Annotated in this window: 20 protein-coding genes; 14 read left to right on the top strand and 6 right to left on the bottom strand. The window is 49.7% G+C overall.

Features of this window, described 5'->3' with window-relative positions; all coding sequences use genetic code 11:
- Positions 1–248 precede the first annotated feature (248 nt).
- Positions 249–2,165, bottom strand: a complete 1,917-nt coding sequence (locus KTH89_RS21445; protein ID WP_238723036.1) for an NAD(P)/FAD-dependent oxidoreductase — start codon at positions 2,163–2,165, stop codon at positions 249–251.
- Positions 2,166–2,358: 193 nt separating this feature from the next.
- Here KTH89_RS21445 and KTH89_RS21440 point away from each other — a divergent pair, with 193 nt between their 5' ends.
- The gene (locus tag KTH89_RS21440) at positions 2,359–2,946 is read left to right on the top strand and encodes a TetR/AcrR family transcriptional regulator (RefSeq protein WP_158346005.1); all 588 of its coding nucleotides are present in this window, start codon (positions 2,359–2,361) and stop codon (positions 2,944–2,946) included.
- 306 nt (positions 2,947–3,252) lie between these two features.
- Here KTH89_RS21440 and KTH89_RS21435 read toward each other — a convergent pair whose 3' ends face one another.
- A complete protein-coding gene (locus tag KTH89_RS21435; protein WP_238723035.1) occupies positions 3,253–4,515 on the bottom strand; it encodes an MFS transporter in 1,263 nt (420 codons plus the stop codon).
- A gap of 82 nt (positions 4,516–4,597) precedes the next feature.
- Entirely contained in the window at positions 4,598–5,530 is a 933-nt protein-coding gene (locus KTH89_RS21430) for a nucleoside hydrolase (RefSeq protein ID WP_238723034.1), read from the bottom strand.
- Positions 5,531–5,771: 241 nt separating this feature from the next.
- On the opposite strand from KTH89_RS21430, the gene KTH89_RS21425 reads away from it, so the two are divergent.
- The 13 genes from KTH89_RS21425 to KTH89_RS21365 all read left to right on the top strand — a co-directional run bounded on the left by KTH89_RS21425 (position 5,772) and on the right by KTH89_RS21365 (position 19,001).
- A complete protein-coding gene (locus KTH89_RS21425) occupies positions 5,772–6,431 on the top strand; it encodes an ABC transporter permease (protein ID WP_238723033.1) in 660 nt (219 codons plus the stop codon).
- A 25-nt stretch (positions 6,432–6,456) separates the two neighbouring features.
- A complete protein-coding gene (locus KTH89_RS21420) occupies positions 6,457–7,356 on the top strand; it encodes a glycine betaine ABC transporter substrate-binding protein (RefSeq protein ID WP_238723032.1) in 900 nt (299 codons plus the stop codon).
- A gap of 1 nt (position 7,357) precedes the next feature.
- On the top strand, positions 7,358–8,353 hold the full coding sequence (locus tag KTH89_RS21415; RefSeq protein WP_238723031.1) for an ATP-binding cassette domain-containing protein: 996 nt from the start codon (positions 7,358–7,360) through the stop codon (positions 8,351–8,353).
- Positions 8,350–9,030 carry an ABC transporter permease gene (locus KTH89_RS21410; protein WP_238723030.1) on the top strand — a complete coding sequence of 227 codons (681 nt, stop codon included), beginning with the start codon at positions 8,350–8,352 and terminating at the stop codon, positions 9,028–9,030. Before KTH89_RS21415 ends, KTH89_RS21410 begins: the two co-directional genes overlap by 4 nt.
- Before the next feature lie 45 nt (positions 9,031–9,075).
- On the top strand, positions 9,076–10,074 hold the full coding sequence (locus KTH89_RS21405) for a LacI family DNA-binding transcriptional regulator (RefSeq protein WP_158345992.1): 999 nt from the start codon (positions 9,076–9,078) through the stop codon (positions 10,072–10,074).
- Positions 10,075–10,089: 15 nt separating this feature from the next.
- Entirely contained in the window at positions 10,090–11,454 is a 1,365-nt protein-coding gene (locus KTH89_RS21400; protein ID WP_238723029.1) for an MATE family efflux transporter, read from the top strand.
- 115 nt (positions 11,455–11,569) lie between these two features.
- Positions 11,570–12,652 (top strand): nicotinate (nicotinamide) nucleotide adenylyltransferase, encoded by a 1,083-nt coding sequence (gene nadD, locus KTH89_RS21395; protein ID WP_238723028.1) that lies wholly within the window; start codon positions 11,570–11,572, stop codon positions 12,650–12,652.
- 39 nt (positions 12,653–12,691) lie between these two features.
- Positions 12,692–12,859 carry a hypothetical protein gene (locus KTH89_RS21390; protein WP_238723027.1) on the top strand — a complete coding sequence of 56 codons (168 nt, stop codon included), beginning with the start codon at positions 12,692–12,694 and terminating at the stop codon, positions 12,857–12,859.
- A 496-nt stretch (positions 12,860–13,355) separates the two neighbouring features.
- Positions 13,356–14,225: a hypothetical protein gene (locus tag KTH89_RS21385; RefSeq protein WP_238723026.1), complete on the top strand. Its 870-nt coding sequence runs from the start codon at positions 13,356–13,358 to the stop codon at positions 14,223–14,225.
- Between the two features lie 257 nt (positions 14,226–14,482).
- Entirely contained in the window at positions 14,483–15,850 is a 1,368-nt protein-coding gene (locus tag KTH89_RS21380) for an ABC transporter substrate-binding protein (RefSeq protein WP_238723025.1), read from the top strand.
- A gap of 17 nt (positions 15,851–15,867) precedes the next feature.
- Positions 15,868–16,788 carry a carbohydrate ABC transporter permease gene (locus KTH89_RS21375; RefSeq protein WP_158345984.1) on the top strand — a complete coding sequence of 307 codons (921 nt, stop codon included), beginning with the start codon at positions 15,868–15,870 and terminating at the stop codon, positions 16,786–16,788.
- Positions 16,789–16,801: 13 nt separating this feature from the next.
- The gene (locus KTH89_RS21370; protein ID WP_238723024.1) at positions 16,802–17,647 is read left to right on the top strand and encodes a carbohydrate ABC transporter permease; all 846 of its coding nucleotides are present in this window, start codon (positions 16,802–16,804) and stop codon (positions 17,645–17,647) included.
- A gap of 43 nt (positions 17,648–17,690) precedes the next feature.
- Positions 17,691–19,001: a glycoside hydrolase family 27 protein gene (locus KTH89_RS21365; protein ID WP_158345980.1), complete on the top strand. Its 1,311-nt coding sequence runs from the start codon at positions 17,691–17,693 to the stop codon at positions 18,999–19,001.
- A gap of 1 nt (position 19,002) precedes the next feature.
- Here KTH89_RS21365 and KTH89_RS21360 read toward each other — a convergent pair whose 3' ends face one another.
- The 3 genes from KTH89_RS21360 to KTH89_RS21350 are packed head-to-tail and all read right to left on the bottom strand — an operon-like array spanning position 19,003 to position 23,781.
- Positions 19,003–20,580, bottom strand: coding sequence for a response regulator (locus KTH89_RS21360; RefSeq protein ID WP_238723023.1), 1,578 nt, complete (start codon positions 20,578–20,580; stop codon positions 19,003–19,005).
- The gene (locus KTH89_RS21355; protein WP_238723022.1) at positions 20,573–22,450 is read right to left on the bottom strand and encodes a cache domain-containing sensor histidine kinase; all 1,878 of its coding nucleotides are present in this window, start codon (positions 22,448–22,450) and stop codon (positions 20,573–20,575) included. Before KTH89_RS21355 ends, KTH89_RS21360 begins: the two co-directional genes overlap by 8 nt.
- Before the next feature lie 20 nt (positions 22,451–22,470).
- The gene (locus tag KTH89_RS21350; RefSeq protein ID WP_238723021.1) at positions 22,471–23,781 is read right to left on the bottom strand and encodes an ABC transporter substrate-binding protein; all 1,311 of its coding nucleotides are present in this window, start codon (positions 23,779–23,781) and stop codon (positions 22,471–22,473) included.
- Positions 23,782–24,015 lie beyond the last annotated feature (234 nt).

Below are 24,015 nucleotides of genomic sequence, written 5' to 3'. Positions count from 1 at the left end.
CCGGGAACACATCACGTGTTCCTGGTGAATAGGCTCGGTTCCTGAACCCGGCTTTTCGATTCCACTTAGCGTATGCCAGCGCAAGCCCTCCGCGCTCCCGGGGAGACACCAAAGAACCCGGCCGCCGAAAGCATCCCCGCGGACCCGGACACCGGCAATCTCCCTGTCCTGAAACAGCGGGCATACCCAAACCCGAGGAAGAACTCTCCGCTTTCCAGAGGTTCTTTCCCTAACAACGAAACAGGAGCTTACTCCATTACTCTGATCGCATGATAGCCTTCATGAACGGCAGTTAAAATCTTTCTGGGCGCTTCTGCGTCCCCGATTACGGTCAGATCCTTGACGAATCCCTCCAACGCTTCTTCGAGCTGGTTGTTCGCCCTGTAACCGGCCGCGATCATAACGGTATCGCAGTCGATGGACGCTTCTTTTCCGTCTTTTATGTATGTAACGCTATCAGGAGTGATGCGGGTCACTTTTGCACTGCAGATGGCGGGAATGTTCCGTTCGGCCAGCATGGCGCGCAGCGCCTGATCGTTATTCAGACAGTGATCGGCGGTTGCCAGAATGTCATCCAGCATTTCGATAATCGTCACTTCATCCGCTGTCTCTTTCATATAGGCGGCAGCTTCGCACCCGACTAAGCCTCCTCCTATGACCACCACTTTCTTACCGGGCTTTTTCTGCGCGGTCAGATAGGCGTTGGCTGAGGCGGCGTACTCGATACCGGGGATCGGAGGCATAACCGGCGTGGATCCGGCTGCCAGAATGACCTTGTCAAATTGGCCGGCCGCCACTTCTTCTGCGGTTGCTTCCTTTAGTAACCGCACGTTCACACCCAGCTTATGGATCTGTCTCTCCATATAGGTGATCAGGCGCAGTACGTCGTGCTTGAACGTGGGAGTTCCGGCTGCCCACAAATTGCCGCCCAGTCTTCCGGTCTTTTCCCATAATTCCACGTCGTATCCTCTTTTGGCAGCGGTCATGGCGGCGGACATTCCTCCGGGGCCTCCTCCGATTACCAGGACTTTTTTGGAAGTGCCGTCGGGTTTCGGGAGAGCGTACTCTTTTTCCGCATAGCACTGAGGGTTTACCGCGCAGTAGTAATGCTTGCCGGAGAAGCCTGCCAGCAGACATTCGTTACAACCCACGCAGGGGGTGATATCCTCGATTGCGCCTTCTTTTACTTTATTGGCCCAGTGGGGGTCCGCCAGCATCTGATGAGCGAGAACGACATAATCGGCGATGCCGTTTTCAATTACTTCTTCCGCTTTTTCCGGATCAAAAAGTTTTCCCTGACCCAGAACAGGGAGGCTCACGGTATTTTTTACCGCTTCCACAATGTGTAACTGATGTCCTTCCGGTGCGTATACGGTAGAGATCGCTTTGTACCAGGCCTCGTAGCAGCCCACATCCACATGCAGCGCGTCGATTCCGGCGTTCTCCAGGATCTTCGCCATCTCCAGTCCTTCGTCCAGTTCCCGTCCGCCTTCGACACCGTGATACGGCGTGAATTTTACCAGGATCGGAAAATCAGGGCCCACATTGGAGCGGATCGCCTGTATACATTCCAGTGTAAAACGCATCCGGTTCTCCAGGGAACCGCCGTACTCGTCCGTTCTTGTATTCCACTTGGAAGACTGGAACTGATCCAGCAGATACCCGCCGTAGGCGTGCAGTTCCACGGCATCCGCGCCGGACATTTTCGCAAGGGAGGCGGAGTATCCTACTTTATCTGCCAGATAGTGGATATCTTCCACGGCAAACGGTTTGCACTTCAACTGAGGGAACCAGAATGCAGGACAGTCACCGGCGGAATAAGGAGGGGTAAAGGGATCGGTAAACTGCTGACGCCCTAGTCCCGGCGACAGCTGGACACATACCTTAGCGCCAAAATGGTGGCAGCGGTCAATCAGCATGTTCAGACGTTCCACATGATGGAAATTACTGAGTTCCGTACAGGGCCGCGGTTCATATTTCGTAGACACTACGTTGGCTCCTGTGATAATCAGTCCGGTTCCGCCCTTCGCGCGCTCCATAAAGTAATTGATCGCATCGATGTTATAAGCGCCGTCGGCTTCCCCCGTAGTTCCCATAGGCCCCATCACAATACGGTTTTTCAATTTCATGGAGCCGATCTGAGTTTTTTCAAACAATTTGGACATAGGATCTCCACCTTTCTTGAATATTACTATAGTTATATATTTATATTACTGCGGTAATAATATTATAAAATATCGTTATTTTATTGTCAATATATTTCTCTGGTGGATACGAATGATTTTTGCTATACTGTCAATATGTTTAGAATTGGTATGAAATAGAAATGCCGCAGTGTGTGCGGCGTCGGAGGAAATTATGGCAGAATCAGCAACAAAAGAAATGATTATTGAAAAAGCCAACCAGCTTTTCCAGGAAAAAGGTTACAACCAGGTAACCATCCAGGACATCTGCGATGCTTGTGAGATTACAAAAACTACATTTTATTATCATATGAAATCCAAGGACGACCTGATTATCAATAATTACGATATTATCACGGAGAATCTGACGCAGCTGATGGTATCCCTGATAGCAGCCGATAATTACTGGGAACAGCTGTGGATGTGCTTTGAAGTCCTGATCCGGGAATCCGTCCGCTATGGACAGGATCTCTACAGCCAGCTCTTCATCGTCAACCTGAAGGAAGACCGCGGAAGCTTTGACATGCGGGAGGACCTGACCCGCATCGCGATATCGGTTATCCGAAAAGGCCAGGAAGCCGGCCAGATCCGGAATCCAAACCCGGCGGAACAGCTCTATGAGGCGTCCGCTTATCTCTTCACCGGATACGAGATTACCTGGTGTATCAAGAAGGGAAACTTCGACTGGATGGAAAATACACGAAGGTCGCTGGAAGTTATGTATGACATATTGCCTGAGCTGAGATATGATCATAATAAATAATCGAACTATGATCATAAATAATCTAATATCTATAAGCGGTTATAACCACAAAAAGCATCTTTCGGCGCGGAGATTCTGTACAAGGGAAACGCGGAGGGAAAAGCTGGAAATAACAAACGGGACAGGAGGGAGAACCTTCATGTCCGGCACACGATCTGAGTCCGAAGGACGAGATTGCGCCGGACAATGAAATAAAAGTTTCTCTTTCCTGTCCCGTTTTTCATTTTTCGTTTTTCCTGCCGCGTTTCCCGTGTTACAGAAATTATGTCCCCGGATTTGGTTCCGGGAATTCCATTATGCTGATTTCTATCTAGCTTTTTTCGTCTTCCGGATCAGGACCTGTGTCCCGTAATTCAGCAGCAGACCTGCTGCCGCTAACGCCACGCACACCCAGAAGATCGCTTTATACTCGGCAGCGCCGGGATTATCGCCCATCATTTTACCGAATACGGTGAACATGAACGCGTCCGGAAGGAAACCGATGAAGCTGACGATTCCGGCGGCTGTACCGATATATTCGTCGGGAATATCCAGCTCCGTCATCGGCACAAAGTAAGTACCGCGCATCATATAGATCACAAACGAAGCGGCGAAGCCGATGATGATGGACACCACCGCCATGTTATTCCCGGCCGGGGTGATCGTGAAGGCGGCCATAGCCACGATCAGCAGAATAAAGGCCCTGGTCAGGAACTTAGTGGCGGATTTTAACCGGTCCACCAACACTCCGGCAAGAGCGGCGGCCAGGAATGGCAGCAGATAGAGCCGGACGCTGGATAAGGAGGCAGCGACTCCTGTATCCACACCCATGACGGAGGTCCAGTAGGGCACCAGCTTTCCAAGGCCTGCGCCGCTGACGCAGTAGGCGCAGAAAACCATCAGACCTACCATCCAGATCGCCGGCATCTTGCAGACATATGCAAGGCCGTGCATCAGATCGCTGAAGCTGACCTTCTCTTTCTTCTGGGAAGCAGAAGAATTGGGGATGAACAGGAAGGAGAGAACGGCGGCTGCGAAGTAGATAATGGAATAGTAGATGATGATATTGCGCACACCGGTGATGTCGGGGGAAGCCTTGTAGATCAGCCAGGTGCCCAGCTGACTGTAAACGAATGCAAACAGCCCGAAGCCGGCCTCCCGGAATCCGAACATCCGGCCCTGCTCGTCATCGGAGCCCAGCAGTTTGACTGCCTTGATCATGGCAGGCCAGTAAGTGAATACGGTTGAGAAGCCGTAGATCAGCATGATGGCCATCAGCTGCGGGTAGGAGGGGAACGTGGCGAACCAAATGCCGGCGGCTCCGGTAACGGCCAGGGATATGGAGATCAGCCAGCGCACATTGAACTTATCGGCCAGCAGTCCGCCGAAGAGATAAGCGATGGAGCTTACGATACCCAGAACCGTCATCAGATTTCCCATCTGCAGGTTGCTGATTCCAAATGCGGCCTGCAGATCATCGTAAAAAGAATATTGGATATAAGGTAATATGTATACGATACCGCCGCCGACACAGATGATAAACAGGATCAACCATTTTTTAGACAACAATGAACTACTTTTTTCTCCCATAAGTAAAAATCCTCCTTCTCTTTTCAAACACAGGCGTGATCAGTGTAAATTGTTACGGAATGTTACCGGTATCCGGTATAGTTTAACGGGAACTGCTTTTTAACATATCCACGAACCAGCGCCAGAAGCCTTCGATATCTATATCCACCGCTGCGTGTACATTCGGAGCCTTCTCCTCCACACAGTGGAAATCGGCGATCGTCATCCCCCGTGTGACAGTCCCTTCGGTCTCCACCGTCATGTAGAAATCTTTGGTTGTGATCAGATCCGGCCGAACGATACTGGCCAGTGCGATCACATCGTGAAGATTCGGTTCATCCCCTCCGATCTCGATTTTCCGCCGTTTCATGAAGTCGAAGATGCGGGAAACCAGATCCCCATAAGGAGTCTTCACAGCGGCGGCTTCATCTACCACCCAGTCGGGAAGTTTGGGCTTCAGGGTGACATCCAGGCCGATCATGGTCATCTCGATTCCGGAGTCAAAGACGATTTTAGCCGCATCGGGATCGTTGTAAATATTAAACTCACTGGTCATAGTCATGTTTCCGCCCCATATGCCGCCGCCCATAATGGTAATCTTGCGGATCAGGGGAACGATGTCGGGATGCCTGGTAATCGCCATGGCCAGGTTCGTCAGCGGTCCTACGGCCAGAAGCTGCAGTTGGCCTTTTTCTGACAAAGCATGACGGTAGATCACTTCCCAGGCCGGTTCTTCCAGAAACCCGTGGGGAGATGCGGGCAGGACTACATCGCCAAGCCCGGTATTGCCATGGCTTTTTGCGACGGTCAATTCATGTTCCAGCGGCTTTTCGGCTCCTTTTGCCACCGGAAGGTCAGAACCCAGGTAGCTCACCACATTGCGCGTGTTCTGGCTGGTCTTGTCAAGAGTTACATTTCCACAGACGCTGGTAAAGGCTTTGATATCAAGCTGGTCCTGGTGCAGCAGCGCCGCCGTGATGCAGATCGCATCATCCGTTCCGGTATCGACGTCAATGATGATAGGGATTCGTTGCAATGCAGATACCTCCTTTAATCAATTAGATTTGACAAATAGTTCTTGAAAAAGTAAAACGATTGATGTAAAATGATATACGTAAAACGTTTGCGTAACTTTATATTAGTCGATGGATTTTTATTTGTCAAGTGATTAATGATTAGAATTTATTGAATGATTTTTCTTTGCCGGGTAAAATGAAAGAGATGTATCACGTTTGCAAAACGAAAGAACATGCGGAGAAAACAGGCGCAAAAACCGTATGAAAGGGAGTGATGAGATGGAGGAGATTGTTTTATACCTGACCGGCCATAAAGAAGAGATTCTGCAGGCGGCCGTAGAGCATATCACCCTGTCCGGCCTGGCGGTGCTGATCGGATTCGGAATTTCACTGGGAATCTGTATTCTGGCCGTTATGAAAGATGCCGATATGGATAAGGTAATCAACCGGATCAGTTTTTTCAGATTGATTCCCGGCGTCGCCATTTTGGTGGTTGCGATGCCGGTCCTGGGCGTGGGTTTTCTGCCGGCCCTGTGTACGCTGACTCTGGTGACGGTCCCTTCCATATTGGTGAATCTCTACGCGGGGATTAAGAATATCGCAGCAGATACGATGGAAAGCGCGGCGGGGATCGGGCTGTCCAGACAGCAGATTCTCTTCCGGGTACAGCTGCCCATGGCAAAACCGTTTCTATTGTTAGGAATCCGCACGGCCATCGTGGACGCGGTGACCATCGCCACGGTAGCCTCTTTGATGGGAGCCGGAGGACTGGGAAGATATGTAATGACGGGACTTACGATCAATGACTACCGGCTGGTGGTGATCGGAGGCATTCTGATCACGGCTATGGCATTGTGCGGTGAGATTCTGTTCGGATGGATGCAGCGGTCGCTTGAATATAAGTATACAGGGCGGCGTTAGAGATGCCGCAGGACTGGAGGTAAGGATGAAAAAACGGATACTCAGCTTATTAATCATTCTGGTCATGTTAACCGGGCTTGCCGGCTGTAAAGGGAAAACTTCCGAAAATACGGTAAAAATCGGTTCCAAGGATTTTACGGAATCCTTTATTGTGGCAGAGCTCTATGCGCTGGCCCTGGAACAGGCGGGATTCGAGGTGGAGAGAAAATTCAATCTGGGAGGCACCAATGTCACCCAGGAGGCGATGCAAAAAGGGGATCTGGATCTCTATCCGGAATATACGGGCACCTGCCTTCTCAACGTCCTGAAGGAAGAACCTATGAAAGATCCGGAAGAACTGTATGCGCATGTGAAGTCAGTGTACGAAGCGGATTACCATATGACTTTGTTGGACGCTTCCACGGCGAATAATTCCCAGGGGCTGGTCATGACGCGGAGTATCGCAAAACAGTACGGAATACAGACAATTTCCGATCTGCAGAAAAACGCCTCTCTCATACGGTTTGCGTCACAGGGAGCGTTCGAGGAAAATGCGGACGGCATGCCGGCTCTGACCGGGACTTACGGAGAATTTACTTTCCGCTCGGTGGAATACTATGACAATGCTATCAAATATGAGCTGCTGAAAAATGATAAAGCGGATCTGGCGGTTGCATTTACCACGGACGGACAGCTTACCGATCCTGATTTTGTGCTGCTCGAGGACGACAAGGCGGCCTGGCCTTCTTACAACATCGTGCCGGTTATCCGGCAGGATTCCCTGGAGAAGCATCCGCAGATAGAGGAGACGTTAAATCGGGTGTCGGCCGCACTGGATACGGAAACCATGCAGCAGTTGAATGCGAAAGTAGACCTGGAGAAAGAAGAACCGGAGGATGTGGCGGCAGAATTTTTTCAGGAAAATCTGAACGGACGGAGGGGATAGGGTGCAGGATATCATACTGGAATTTCAAAACGTGGAAGCGGGATATCCGGGGCTGAACAGACAAATATTAAGAAATATCAGCTTCCGGATCGTAAAAGGGGAATTTATCACGATTCTTGGTAATTCCGGCTCCGGGAAAACGACGCTCCTGAAGCTGGTGAACCGTCTGATCAGTCCTGACGGCGGCCGGATCTTATTTAAGGGCAAAGAGATTGCACAGGGAAAGCCCGAACAGCTTCGCAAGAATATGGGATATGTGATTCAGCAGGCAGGCCTGTTTCCGCATATGACGGTGGCGGAGAATATCGCAGTGCTGCCGAAAGTATTAAAATGGGACAAAAAAGCCATCAATGGCCGGGTGGATGAACTGTTGTCCATGATGAAGCTTCCGACGGCCATTGAATTTAAGAACAGGCATCCCTGGCAGCTCTCCGGCGGGCAGCAGCAGAGAGTGGGGATCGCCAGAGCCCTTAGCACGGATCCTGATATCCTGCTGATGGATGAACCCTTCGGGGCATTGGACGCGGTGACCAGAAAGGAACTTCAGCAGGAAATAAAGCAGCTCCATCTTACCTTTGGGAAAACCATATTATTCGTCACCCATGACCGGCAGGAGGCAATCGATCTGGGTGATAGGGTGATGGTTTTAAATGACGGTGAGATCTGCCAGTTTGACGAACCCCGCCGGCTGATCCTGCATCCGGCCGGCGATGCCATCCGGGAATTGTTCCATGCGGACACGGCGTTGAAAAAGCTGAGTTATTTTAAGGTGAGTGATTTTGCCGATCTGCTGCGGGAAGGACAGGAAGACAAAGGCAGCTCCGTGGAATGGGAGATGCCGATGGAGACGGTTCTGGACTGCATGCTTCAGGGACAGAAGACCGTTTCCGTGTACCGGGAAGGAAAATATATGGGCAGCTTTCAGCACGGGGATCTGATTCAGGCGGTTGATGGTATTGAGAATCAGGGGCGAAGTCAGGCAGGTGGCAGGGTATGATCAGCTATACGTTAAAAAATTATGATAAATTATTAGGCGCGCTGGCGGAACATCTGGAACTGGTGGGCATCACACTGCTGATTTCCGTCCTGCTGGCCGGCGTGGTTTACATGGTTCTTGGACATTTTCCGCTTCTTCAGAAGGCTATGCTGCTGCTTTTGCTGGTGGCATACTGTATTCCCAGTATCGCTTTGTTTGCATTTCTGGTGCCGGTCTTAGGGCTTGGGAAAGGAACCGCGGTGGTGGGAATGACCATTTATAATCTGTTTTTACTGCTGCGCAGTATTCAGGCAGCGGAAAATGCGGTGCCGGCTAACATCTATGAAGCGGCCAGGGGAATCGGCCTGAACGGGATACAGAGCATGCGCCTGGTCTACCTGCCTGTGATGCTGCCATATCTGATTTCCGGTATCCGGATCGTTACCGTGAGTACCACAGGGATCGCTACCATGGCCGGACTGATCCATGCGGGCGGGCTAGGCAATATACTGTTCGAAGGGATGCGGACCTATCATATGCCCAAACTGATTTGGGGAATCCTGATGGTTTCCGGTCTTGCCATGCTTTTGAATTTTCTGTTTATCCGGCTGGAAAATTGGGCAGTCCGGTATGCACAGGGGAAATCCGGCGTGTGGAGGAAAAAAACAAAAACTGATGATAAAATCCTTTCATTGTGATAGAATGGGATCAGATTATTTGATATAGTCAGGAGAGGTTCCAGCATGGCGGTAACGATAAAAGATATTGCAAAAATGGCCGGGGTGTCGATCACGACGGTATCCAGGATTTTGAATAATAAAGAGGGATTCATCAGTGAAGCGACCAGGGAAAAGGTATTGAGGATCGTAAAAGAGCAGGGGTATACGCCCAATTCCTTTGCCAGATCCCTGGTGACAAACCAGTCGCGGATGCTGGGACTGATCCTTCCGGATATAGTAAATCCCTATTTCCCGGAGCTGTATCGGGCCTGTGACGACCAGGCCCAGGAAAAGGGATATACCCTGCTTTTGTGTAACTCCGATGATGAGAGTGAAAAAGTAAAAGGCTATATGGAGTTCCTGGCCCGAAGGGGCGTGGACGGGATACTGCTGGCCAGCAGCGGAGTCAGTCCGGAGTTAGAGCAGATCGACCGTCTGGGTATTCCGATTGTTACCATAGACCAGTATCTGGAGGAATGCAGCTGGCATGTGGGAGATATCGGGAATGACAATACATATGGCGTATATCTGGCGGTCAGTCATCTGATCGGGCGGGGTCATGAGAAGATCGGCTTTCTCTGCGGAAAAGAGGGAACCTTTACCTCGAAACGCAGATATCAGGGATATCAGCAGGCGATGCGGGAGCATGGCCTGACGGTACAGCCGGAACTGGTCTGCTTCGGCGAATACCAGCACCGGTTCGGCTATCAAAAGACCAGAGAGCTTGTCCGCCAGGGGCAGCCGTTTACGGCACTGTGCTGCATGAGCGACACGGTGGCGCTTGGCGCTATGGCGGCGCTGCGGGAAGAGGGGATCCGGGTCCCAAAAGACTGTGCGGTCATGGGATATGACAACACCTATATCAGCGATTTGATTGAAAAACCACTCTCAACCATCAACCGGTTTACCACGGATATGGCGAAACTGGGCGTACAGGTGCTGGTGGATTATATTGAAGGGAAAAATAAAGAATACGTGGAGAAGATTCTGAAGCCGACCCTGGTGGTCCGCAAAACCACGTAAAATGGAGGAATAACAATGGCGAAGTCAATGACGCAAGATATGACAGTCGGTACACCGTACCGGCTGATTTTGAGGTTCACCCTGCCAATCCTATGCGGCAGCCTGTTCCAGCAGCTGTACAATATGGCGGACGCTATGATCGTGGGCCGTTATCTGGGTATCCGGGCCCTGTCTTCAGTGGGGGCCAGCTCTTCGCTTATATTCCTGATCATTGGTTTTTGTACCGGCATGTGTACCGGTTTTGCGATTCCGGTGGCCCAGAGCCTCGGAGCCGGAAAATATTCCCAGATGCGGAAATTCGCGTTTAACAGCTTTTATCTGTCCGGTATTTTTGCCGTGGTCATAACGGTGGTGACCGCAGTATTCTGCCGGGATATTCTGATTCTGATCCGCACGCCGGAATCGATCCTGCAGGGCGCATGGGATTATCTGTTTGTGATTTTTCTTGGGATTCCATTTACCATACTCTATAATCTTCTGGCCAGTATTTTAAGAGCGCTGGGAGACTCGAAAAGCCCGTTTCTCTTTTTGACGGCCGCGGCGGTGATCAATATTGTCCTGGATTTATTGTTTATCACGGTATTTAACTGGGGCGTTATGGGGGCGGCCATCGCCACGATTACATCCCAGGCGGTATCTGGAGGGCTGTGTATCCGGTGTATCGTCCGGAAATTCCCGGAACTGAAAGCGGACAGCGAGGAGCGCAGACCAACCAAACGGCATATGCTCAAGCTGTTGAATCTGGGATTGCCCATGGGACTTCAGACTTCCATCACCGCGATCGGCAGCATCATGCTGCAAAGCGCTGTGAACCATTTAGGAGAGGTCAGCGTGGCGTCCTATACGGCGGCGCTGAAAATCAAATATCTGTTCCTGTCGGTCTTCGAGGCTGTGGGCACGGCCATGGCCACTTATGTCGGTCAGAACCTGGGAGCCGGAAGGCTGGACCGGATTCGGGAGGGAGTGCGGTCTGCGATTCTGATCCAGTGTATCTATGCGGTGGCGGCAGCTATCGTTTTGCATCTGGGCGGGCGGTATATCGCGATGCTGTTCGTGGACGGGACGGAGACGGAAGTGCTGGATAATGTGCAGATGTTCCTGAATATCAGCAGCATGTTTTATATCATGCTGGGAGTATTATGGGTATTACGTTCTGCTATTCAGGGGATGGGATATGGAAAATCCGCCATCTTTTCCGGTGTGTCCGAGATGGTCGCCAGGACTGCTATGAGTCTGTTTTTTATTCCCCAAATGATGTTCCTGGGAGTGTGCTGGACGGATCAGATCGCCTGGATGGCGGCGGATCTGTTTTTGATACCTGCGTATCTGTTCATCATATATAAAAGAGGCGGTTTCCGTAAAAAGATACCGGCCGCGTAGAATAGAGTCCGCGTCTGCGAAAAGTGCCATTTCACCGGAGAAAAATGAAAATCATACGCGCTTTGCCGCCTGAGATGTTATATTGATTTCATCAATTGCAAAAGGAGGCGACAATATGAATGCAGAAAATGATGTGCGGCGGATCGTCGTTCTGGGAGGTTCCTTCTCACCGCCCACTATCGCACATAGGAAGTTATTGCAGGCAGCAATGGACGCGGTGCAGGCGGACGGCGGAATCTTTGTACCGACACCCTGCTGGTATGTAAAACGCAAGTTGAAGAAAAGCGGCTGCGCACAGGAGGCCCTGCCGGATGAGCTTCGGCTTGAGATGCTGAAGGCCATGTGCAATGAGGACGGCAGATTAAGCGTTGACGGCAGCGAGATGCACCGGACCGAGCGGGGATTTACCTATGAGACTCTCGTCAGGATTCAGGAAAAACATCCCGGAAGCCGGATATACTTCGTGGCAGGCAGTGATAAATTGCATATCATTCCCAGATGGCATCGGATCAGGGAGTTTGTGGAACATTTTACGATTCTTGTGACAAAGCGAAATGGGGAGCTGCCGGAGCAGCTATTGGAAGAACAGCCCTTTCTGGCGGAACACCGGGAGGCCTTTCTTATATTTACAGCGCCGGAGGAACTGGACTACATCAGTTCCACGGCTGTCCGGGATGATCTGCGCCGCGGCGGTACGCTGGCGGAGAAGATGGTGACAAAGGATGTTTGGGAGATTATGAAGAAAAATGGAATGGTTAAAGAGGCTTGTATCAATAGATTCCGGGAGGAGCATGATTTCCTGAGTAACTTTTATCCGGCGCGGGTTGAATACCAGGGACTGATTTACCAAAATGCAGAGGCAGCTTTTCAGGCGCAGAAATGCCGTACAGATGAGGAAAAAAGTGAATTTTGCGGACTTCCTCCCAATATGGCGAAGAAGCTGGGAAGACAGGTGGAGCTTCGGGATGACTGGGAAGAATTGAAAGTGGGATTCATGGAAGAGATCGTCCGGGCGAAGTTTATCCAAAACCCGGATTTGGGAAAAAGGCTGTTGGCAACCGGTGAGACGCCGCTGGCCGAAGGGAACACCTGGGGGGATACCTGCTGGGGAGTGGATAGCCGGACCGGGCAGGGGGAGAATCATTTGGGCCGGATCTTGATGAAAATAAGGGCGGAGCTTGCAAGGGTATTGGAATAGAAAGCAGAGCGGGCAGATGCGGAAGGGGAGAATTCGAATTTGGAGCTGCATCTGCCGGAGCTGCCGCTAACTGTCCTTAATCAAATCCTAGTTTCTGATCTGCAGCATCTGGTTTTGTATTCGGGAAACAGGCTGTCCTTGGAAGAAGAGGCTGTGACAGAAAATAAAGTGCTGGAAATAAGGCTTGAAATAAGTGCTGGAAAATAGAGTTGTTTCATGGGTTATTTATTGATATAATATACCCAGGTACCTCTCAAAATTTGAGATCCGTTTTGCTCTTTGACAATATTCAGAGAAGAGTGGATGGAAGGTACTATCGTACAGCTACAGCGGAAAAAGATAGAACTGTCTCTGATAAAGTAACACCGCCAAACCATGTAATATTCATATTTATTCAAATCATATGTCAGCCTGAATCAGGCGTAAATCTCAAAGAATATAAATTAAAATCATAACCATAAAACAAAAGCTAAACTGTTGTACCGTGTACGATTACATATTATAATAAAAATAGTAGCATTTGAAAAATCTCTCTGACTATTTTTATGCATCGCACATAAGCAGCTAAAATGTCCCGCTGAGTGCTTACAGCTATAATAGAAACGGCGTACGAAAATATTCTGGATTTCTGGCTTGCGCGGTTTCCTGGCGGCGTAGCGAGTAGAGATTTGTTCTTCTTATAGCTTTGGAAAGGAATAGCTATATGGAAGAAAACCACAAACAGGGGCAGCCTCCCGGCAATTACCATCTGGAAGATATGGTAATGAAAACGGCAGCCCAGTATTTCGGAGCGGAACTGCTTCAGTATCTGGGTATTCGACAGCAGGTTCAGTATATTGCTCCGACCGAACTGGTCCAGTTAGAGGCCAGGCAGATGTATCAGGATTTCAATTATGAACTGGAGGACAGAAGCTGGCTTCATCTGGAGTTCGAAAGCGACCCCATCCGGCTCGCTGATCTTAAGCGTTTCCGGGAGTATGAAGCGGCGACAAGCAGAAGGTATCAGGTACCGGTGGTTACCTGTGTGATCTGCACTGCGGATGTAAAGAAAATACGATCTGAATTTACGGAAGGTCTGAATACGTACCGGATAAAGGTAATACGTCTAAAAGACGCGGATGCCGATCAGATTTTTGCCGATATTCAGAAAAAAATCAGTATCAGCGAGATACTGAAAAAAGAGGATCTGCTGCCGATGCTGCTCAGCCCTTTGATGGGCGGAACAATGCGGTCAAAAGACAGAATCAGACAGGCGCTGGGAATTCTGAATGAACCGGTGATCAAAATTGAGGAAGAAGAACTGAGAAAAATGCAAGCCGTCTTGTACGCACTGGCGGATAAGCTGCTGGATGAGATGGAATTGCAGGATATTAAGGAGGTAATCGCAATGACCAGGCTGGGACAGATGTTGATGGAGGATGGGATCGAAAAAGGTATGGAAAGGGGAATGGAAAAAGGAATAGATCTGGCTAAGAAAATATTTCGTTTGCACGAACAGGGAGAAACTGCCGAGATGATAGCAGAAAAATGCAATATCACCGCAGAGAATGTCAGAAAAATCTTAGAAAATTAAGTGTTGATTTACAAGCGGAATACACAATAAGAAGGTTTTAATTCTGAACCATCAGACTATTTATGGATGCCTCCGGAAAAACAGAACCATGTTCCACAAGCAGGAACCGGTTCTGTTTTTTATGCGGTTTTTTAAGAAGCTATGGAGGTTTTTTAACCGATCCCGGCAGATCCGTTGTCTCCCGGTAAACCATATGCTAGTATGTTGCCTGTACCAGTTAACAAATATATATTTAACAGGAGAAGGAGAAGTAGAAAATGAGGAATCACATGAAAAACCATCTGAAAAAATGGACCGCACTGCTTTTAGCCGGTGTGATGAGCATGGCCCTGACTGCCTGCGGGTCTGAAAATACGCAGCCTTCCGGCAAAGACACGGACGCCGGACAGGAGACCCAGACCGGTGCGCCCGCGGATGCCGGGCAGGACACGGCAAAAGCCGGAAACGGCGAGACGATTGAGTTCTGGACCACCTGGGTACCCGGTGGGGACATCGAGGCGGGAAGTCTGGACATGATTGAAAAGTTCGAAGCAGAAACTGGTTATAAAGTAAACTATACGGTTTATACCTATGATATGCTGCACGATAAGGTGATCTCCGCCGCGTCTGCCGGGAATCCTCCCGATCTGATCTGGGGACTGCCGGAATGGCTGGGAGAGTTTCATAATATGGGTATTTTGGAAGACCTGACTCCCTACTATGAGAAGTGGGAGGATAAGGATGCGGTATATGAGTCTGTGCTCTCTGCCCTTCAGATCCAGGATCATTACTATGCCGTGCCTCACGAGATGACGCTGCGGGCGCTGGAAGTGCACAAAGATCTCAACGCCAAAGCGGGAGTGGAAGTACCGAAAACATGGGAGGACGTACTCGCCCTTACCGACTACTATGAGAAAGCCGGCGTATACCCTTACGGCATCGCTGCCGCAGGTGTCCGTTCCCCGCAGGAACTGATCGTATATCTGGCCCAATATGGCTTAGAGGTCTGCACCATCCAGGATGACGGAAAGTACAAAAACACCTGGGCCGAAAATCCGGAAGATCTGGCAAAAGCGGCTAAAGTATTCCAGTTCTACAAGGATCTGGTAGACAAAGGAGTTGTAGATCCCGCCTCAGTGACCTGGGGATATGAAGAGACCGATGAAAACTTCGCGACCGGCTATACCGGTATGTATGTGACCGGAAACTGGCTGGAAGAACGGGAAAAATCAAATCCGGAAACCATGGGTGATGTGGATATCTGCCCGATCCCCTATCCTTCCGACGGACAGCCCGCTACCTACATAGAAGCGAAACCTCAGTATATTTTCAGCGACAGCAAGAATAAAGAAGGCGCATTCGCGCTGGCCTCCGCGGTCTGTTCCAAGGAGTGGCAGGAAGCCGCGTTCGCATCCCATTCCGCCCGCAAGGATGTATTTACCGATACGATCTGGAGTAAAGGCTTTGCCAATCTGGCTGACGACGGCGTCGTATTCCCGCCGGTTACCCTGGGCGGAATCACACAGGCGATGATCGACTCGATCGCCATGGTACTTCAGGACGGCAAATCACCGGAGGATGCGGCTAGCTGGCTGAGTGAGGCGATCAATCAATCCCTGGCAGATTCCGGCGAGCTCAGCGAGTAGCGTATGAGGCTGGTATCATGAAAAACAAACAACGATTACACAAACATAAAAACCGGGCACAGCGGGAGATAACCACATCAGTGGTTATGCTCCTGCCCGCCATCCTTTTTCTGGTCCTATTGATCGCGTATCCGGTTGGAAAAGTATTTCATGATGCCTTTTCCTATACGCATTTGGTCAATAAGTCCATGGAGGGATTCGCAGGATTGGAAAATTTCAAAACCGTCATGCGGGACCCCCATTTTACCCAGGCGATCAAAAACACGGTAGTCTGGACCGTTTTTTCCGTAGCCGGCGAGTATATGGTTGGTATGCTAACGGCGGTACTACTGAATCAAAAATTTAAAGGGCGGGCCATTTTCAGAACTTGTATTTTTATACCATGGCTGGTTCCGATCATTGTAGCCGGTATGACCTGGGACTGGATGCTGAATCCAAACTTTGGAATCGTGAATTATATCCTGACGCAGCTGCACCTGGTGGACGCGCCGGTGAATTTCCTGGGAAACAAATCCACCGCCATGGCCACCGTGATCTTTGTCAATATCTGGCGGAGTTTTCCCTACTACACCATCTCTTTTCTGGCGGCGCTGCAGTCGATTCCAAAGGATCTGAACGAAGCGGCTTCCATCGACGGAGCTGGTATGTTCCGGAGATTTTTCAGTATCACGATGCCGCAGATGAAAACCGTATCCCTGGTCATTATCTTTATGCATCTGATCTGGACTTCCATCAATTTTGACTTTATCTGGGTAATGACGGAAGGCGGTCCCAACTACGCGACGGAAACTTTGCCGCTGATGATCTACAGATACTCGATGAAAAAGTTCAACGTCGGAGCGGCCTCTGCTTTGTCCACGATGATGATCGCCATGATGACCATACTGTTTATCTTTTATTACCGCATGCGTACGCAGGCGGCCAATGACAGTAATTAGAGAGGAGGAAAATATGTTAGGCAGAAAAGCCTGTAACAGGCTGACAAAATTGATTACCTATATCCTGTTGACCATGATCTCCCTGGTCTGTGTATTTCCCTTTCTCTGGATGGTTATCACGGCGTTAAAACCGGAGACGGAAGTACGCCAGGCGGTTCCAAGTCTGATTATCCATCAGCCGACCATAGAGAATCTGCTCAAGGTCCTGTTTGATACAGGATTTGTAAAGTATATGAGGAACAGCTTCGTGGTGGCCAGCGCCGCTACCGTCTTATCCATGATCATCGCGGTAATGGCCGGTTACGTGCTGAGCCGATATTATAAGAGAAGAATCGTGAAACTATCCAATGTGGGGATGATGATATCCCAGATGATTCCGGGGGTGCTCCTGCTGGTACCGCTTTATATAACCATGCAGAAGATCGGGCTTTTAGAGTCCTATTTTTCCCTGATCCTGGCGTATACCACCTTTGTCATACCACTGTGCACCTTTATGATGAGCAGTTTTTTTGACACGGTCCCCATCGAATTGGAGGAGGCGGCGGAAATGGACGGCTGCAATAAATTTACCACCATTGTCCGGGTGATCCTGCCGCTGTCGGTGCCAAGCCTGGTTTCCACGGGATTGTACGCTTTTATCAATGCATGGAACGAGTTTATGTTCGGATATGTCTTTTTGTCCACAGATAAATACCGGACGATCACACCTGCGATTATGCTGTTCAAAGGAGCCAACATTACCGATTGGGGAGGCCTGATGGCGGCCTCCGTCATAGCGGTTATCCCTGTAACCTTCATCTTCCTGTTCCTGCAGAGATATTTCCTGGAGGGGCTGATGAGCGGATCGGTCAAAGGGTAGCAGGACAGTAGTAGATATTTGTAAAAGAAAGGAATATCACAAAATGGATAAAAATACATTTGCCGTTACGCCGCCGATGGGCTGGAACAGCTGGGACTGCTACGGAGCCTCTGTCACAGAAGAGGAACTGCTGGGAAATGCTAACTATATGGCGGAACATATGAAGGCATACGGCTGGGAATACATCGTCTGTGATATACAATGGTATGAACCCAGCGCCAATACCTCGGTATATCATAAATTCGCCCCCCTTGAGATGGATGAATTCGGAAGGCTCATACCCGCCGTGAACCGCTTCCCGTCCAGCGCCGGGCAAAAAGGGTTTGGACCAATCGCAAAGAAAATCCACGATCTTGGGTTGAAATTTGGAATCCACATGATGCGGGGGGTACCCAGACAGGCGGTACATGCCCAGCTGCCGGTAAAAGGAACAACGGTCACAGCCCGGGACATCGCTCATCCATTTTCTCTGTGTTCCTGGAACACCGATATGTACGGCGTGGATACCAGCGCGGTGGGAGCGCAGGCATACTACGATTCGCTCTTTGAACTTTATGCAGAATGGGGCGTTGATTATGTGAAGGTAGACGACATCTGCACGACGGCCTTCCTTCCCCATGACCTGTATTCCGCCAAAGAAGAGATCGAGATGATCCACCGCGCCATCAGCCGCTGTAAAAGAGAGATCGTCCTAAGCCTGTCGCCCGGTCCGGCCCTGCTTACGCAAGCCGGGCATCTGAGCCGGTATGCCAATATGTGGCGGATCACCGGTGATTTCTGGGACCGCTGGGAAGATATCAGGGAAATGTTTGATATATGCCGGGACTGGAGCCCGTATGTAAAAGAAGGCTGCTGGCCGGACTGTGATATGCTTCCGCTGGGGCACATCAGCATCCGGGGAAATGAGCACGGATTGTCCGACCGCTTTACCCGGTTTACCAGGGAAGAACAGACGACTCTGATGACCTTGTGGTGTATCTTCCGGTCCCCCCTGATGATGGGAGGAGAACTGCGCGATAATGATCCATGGACACTGGAGCTGCTTACCAACGCCGAAGTATTGTCCTTGCTAAAAGACACATCCGGTGCCGGAGAAATCTATCGCGGCAGCGATATCATCGCATGGACGTCGCAGGATGCCCGGAACAATACCTATCTGGCCATATTTAATATCGGATGGGTAGAGAAAACGGCTGCCTTCAGCTTGGATAAAATCGGACTCCCCGGCCCGTGTCAGGTAAGAGACTTGTGGAACCACAGGAATCAAGCCCCGGCCAGGGAAATGATCACGGCCAGCATCCCCATCCATGGCGCCGTATTATATAAACTAACGCCGGATCCCGAAATAAAATAATTCAGTGAGGACTGTTTTTATATTCGGATGGGCTCATGCCGTACAGCTGCTTGAATTTATCCATATACTGCCTTACGTTGTGGTAACCGACCGCTTCCGCCACTTCATAAACCTTCTTATCAGTTGTCAGAAGCAGTCGGATGCTTTCTTTCATGCGGATCTCAGTAAGATAGGTTTTGAAGTTTTTCCCTGTTGATTTTTTGAAAAAAGAACTGACGTAGTAGGGATTCATGCAGGCCAGCCGGGACAGATCCGCCAGAGTGATATCCTCCGCATAGTGCTCCTCAATATATTTGACCAGCCGGGCGGTCTCGGAGGAATCCTGATAATTGCCGGATGCGTACAGCTGTTCCAGAAGCGTCCGGTAATATTGAAGAGAGGCCTCCTTTAACGCGGCAAAAGTATCGTAATCCGGGAGCGCTATGAGATATTCCCTGAATCCGGGATCTTCCGGTTCAATCAGATGGTACTTTACCAGATGCTGATGGAGCTGTTCGGAAAAGGAAATACATTTGTGCACCACCGCCGACCTGCTTCCATAGTGCATGACACAGATCAGATCCAGGCAGCCGCCGATACAGGCGGCTGCCTGACTGCGCTGATGCAGGATGTGATCCAATATCTCTTCACAGGATTTTTCGTATTCCTCCTCTACGGGCTCATATACATTCTTGATATCTTCCGAAAAAATCACAGGCTGATTCAAAAAGTAATAGAAATCTCTGGCCATGATGGACGTCTTATAGGTTTTTTGCAGATCTCTTATATCATAGATAAAATCCCCGATACCGGCTCTTAATGCAAACCCGTACTTCTCGCGGATCATCTGGGATATGAGCCGGATATGGCGTTTCATTTCCTCTCTGCCTGAGGCGGCGGGGAGGATGAATACCTGATAACTGTGGCTGACTTCCTTTCTGATGAGAAAGCCGCAGTTATTCTGCCGGACATATTCCTGAATCTCGTTAAAAACGGAGAAGCGGACTAACTGGCGTTTCCCAAATAATTCGTTGGATAATTTTCGTCCGGATTCCGAGGAGAGATAGAAATCCACACAGACCAGAGCCTTATCCTCAAGCGCCAGGCCCAGATCTTTAAAAATCTGATAAAACTCCTCCTCGTTATAGGCCAGGCCCTCGTTGATGCTGCGGAATATTTTGCGGATATCCACATCCTCGTCATTAAAAAGCTGCAGAATACTCTGATCCTGGAGAAGAGATGCGGCCTTTTTCAGGGATTGGACAAGGGGCTCCTCCTCCACGGGTTTTAACAGATAATCCACCGCGCCGTATTGGATCGCTTCCTTTACATAGCTGAATTCCTTGTAACCGCTCAAAAAGATCACTTGGGTCGGACACTGGCAGTTGGCCAGCTCTTTTAAGATATCCAGGCCGGTCTTCGCCGGCATGGCGACGTCCAGTATGGCGATATCTGGTTTGAGAGACAGTATTTTATCAGCGGCTTCCGCCCCGTCCCGGGCTTCTGCGATGACCTGGATGTCCATATCCAGGCCTTGTATTAATTTCTTTAATCCCTTGAGAATCATGGGTTCATCATCAGCAATGACTAATTTAAGCATCTTGGGTTCCTCCTTTTTCCTGGGAAATGTAAGATCCGTTCAGGACCGGCAGCCGGTATTGGACCAGAGTACCCAATCCCGGCCAGCTCTCGATGCAGATACCATAGCCATCTCCATAATACAGGCGGATACGGTCGTGTACATTTTTCAATCCGATATTTTCCGGAGGCGCGTCTGTAACCGGTTCAGAGATATCCTGCTTTAACAGGGACTGCAGGAAGGCCAGGCGGTCTGCATCCAGGCCAAGACCGTTATCGAGAATTTCAATAACCAGGCAGGAAGTATCCCGATCGGTAACCGTCTGAGCGGTAATGGATATTTTTCCTGCTCCCTTGGCCGGAAGCAGGCCATGCTGTACGCTGTTTTCCACCACGGGCTGCAGGATCAGCTTCGGTATCCATACGTTTAGCAGCTCTTCCGGTATACAGAGCTCCAGCTGAAATCTGTTTTCATAGCGGATTTTTATAATTTTAAAATAATTCCGGATATTTTCTATTTCTTCCTTAAGCATCACAACCTCGCTGGGACTGCTGATCAGGTAACGGAGCTGATGGGAGAGGCTGTTTAACATATCGGCCGCATCATGATCCCCATGATCCAGCGCGGTCATCTTGATGACTTCCAGAGTATTGTACAGATAATGGGGCTGAATCTGCACCTTCAACACTTCCAGTTCCGTCTCCTTTTGTTTAATCTCGGCTACGTAGCTCTTCTGGATGTAGGAATTGAGATTTTCCGCCATGTGGTTCAATCCGTCGGCCAGCACGCTCAGCTCGTCACTGCGGTTTAAATGGACCCGGGTATCCAAACGGCCGTTCTCAATACGGATCATGGCCGACTTCAGCTGGCGTATGGGTTTGCTGGTCTGCCTTGAGAAAAAGAGCGCGGTCAGACACAGCAGGAACGAAGCGATCAAGAGCAGAGTCAGTGTGTAGCGCCGATAAGCCTCATAGCTTCCGGTCATCTCCTGGTCGGAGAGCGCGGTAATGGCGATCCAGCTGCTTTTTGGAATAAAGTTATATACCAGATATCCATTCGGTACCGCCAGATACCCTCCGTTATCCGAAAACAGCAGTGAGGTAAGATCCAGGGAATCTATGACGGGCGCCCGCTCGGAAGATTGATAGATCAGCTGATCATTTTCCGTATCCAGAATACAGAAGCTGGAGATCTGCTGGTCCACGTTCATCTTTTCCACCGCCGCCGCGAACTGCTCTACTGCCACGTCTATGTATAAAGTTCCCAGGACTTCCGAGGAGGCTGTCCAGATCGTCGCCGTATTCATATATCTGCGGGCAAAGGTGACCACCATGGTATCCGAATCATAATAATAGTAGTCCGCCCGGTGGGTAGGGAAGATGTGGAGGTCGGAGAAGCTCTTCCATTCGTACCCACCGATATGATCCAGGGTTTTTTCGCGGTTCAGTACGCCGGTATCCGGATGGGAACTGTAGTACAGATTTTTTCCGTTGTCTATAAAATAAGCGCATTTGATGAAGGAATTGCTATTCAAAATACGGTTCAGCATTTTATTCATATTGGCGCTTTTCTTATTGGGCGTGGCGGTCTCATCCAATAACAGATCGTGGAGATAACTATAGTCATCCACCGTATAATACCGGTAAAGAGACATGGTCTGATCGTCGATGTCACGCAGGATTCCTTCCACGCTGGAGGCGGCGGAGTAGTTCATCTGCTCTGTATTATTCAACAGAATTTTCTGCATGTTCCCGATGAAACGGTTCAGCATAATACCGCCGATGACCAGCAGCGGGACCAGCCCAACGACGATCAAAATGGCGGCTAATTTTATGAAAATACTGTGCCTTCCGGCAAATGAATCCGATTTTTTGTTCCATACAGACTTCATAGCTCAAGTTACCTCACAGACTAATAGACGCGGGCTTTGTCCCAGGCGCTGTCCAGGAGTACCGCTGTATCTTCAAGGGAAACCATATCCAACACATAGTCCTTTACGATCAGGCTCATGGCGTTGTTGAACGTCTCCGGGGTGTCCAGGCTGCCGATCAGGCTGCTGAATTTTTCCGCGTAGCGGTAATTAACCAACAGATCCTGCTGAACCTCGATGGAAGGATAGAGTACCGTCTGCCGGGTGGTGGGAATCGCATTTATGGAAATTAATATTTTCCGGTAATTCTCTGTCTGATAAAAATATTGTAAAAACAGGGAAGCAGCCTCAGCCTTTTGCTGATCTCTGGTGCATTCCTTGGAGAGGGCCCAGTAGGATTTCGTATCCTTGGCAGCCATCACATTCCCTTGTTCATCCGGAAGAAAAAACCAGGAAAATGACATGTCGGCGTCCGTGTTCTGTATCTGGGAAAATAGCATGGGCCCCGCATAGAGCATGGCGATATCTCCCTGCACAAAAGAGGTGGCAAGCTGGTTTTCCGTCAGCTCGATAAAGTTCTCATCGATATATCCTTTGTCGAACAGCAGTTTGAAATCTTTCAGCATGCCGGCGGCACATTCGTCCGCAAAGGACGCTTTTTTCAGCCCTCTCAGATATTGCCAGTCCGGTATTTTACACAACACATCCTTGATAAAGTAATAATTGATCCAATAATTCCAGTACCGCATATCATCCCCGGCGACGCCGATGGGAGCGATGCCTTTCTTTTTGAGCGTTTCACACAGGTCCAGAAACTGCTGGTAATCTTTGGGCGGCGTTAGCTGATACCGGTCAAACATCTCCGTATTATAGATCATTCCATAGGTGGTGGAGTACATGGGCAGTGCAAATATCCGGCTGTTATAGGTCAACGGATCATTCACCAGTCCGCTGGCGTCATCGGGGATAATACCGATTTTTCCTGATTTGACAAAGGAAAGGGGCTCCTCGATCTCCATAATATCCGGAAAGTCGTTCAATGCTTTGGAAGCCTTCAGATATTCCATATACACCCCTTCCCGGCCGGGATCCAGTTCGATTTCGATCGACGGATAGAGAGTGGTAAAGGAGGCCACGATTTCCTCGATCTTCGATATCCAGACGATATCCTTTCCCGAATAGGTTAATTTGAGATGGACTTTTGGAGGGGATTCCGCCTGGATCATGGCTTTCTGAGATTCGGATACATCCGGCCCGGATAAAGCCGGACCGTCCATTTTGTGACAGCCCCAGAGCAGGCAGCACATGGAAAGCATAACAAACAGGCAGGCTCGTTTCGTATATTTATTCATAATCATCGATTCCTTATAGACCAGGTATTTTACCGCAGCGTTTGCCGGTACGTTCTGATCTTTATTTTACCATGTGGTGCTAGAGGAACTCAATGTTAAATATTCAGGACGAGAAATGCTTAGCTTTGTAAATAATGTCCAGTATCGTTTGGAAGACAGAATTTGATTTGGGGATATTCCATAATCAGAAGGAAAATAACATAAAGATGTCCATGGTACCTACAGGAAGAATGT

Source organism: Diplocloster agilis, assembly GCF_019042275.1.
Taxonomy (GTDB): domain Bacteria; phylum Bacillota; class Clostridia; order Lachnospirales; family Lachnospiraceae; genus Diplocloster; species Diplocloster agilis.
This window is presented reverse-complemented; position numbering and strand designations above follow the sequence as displayed.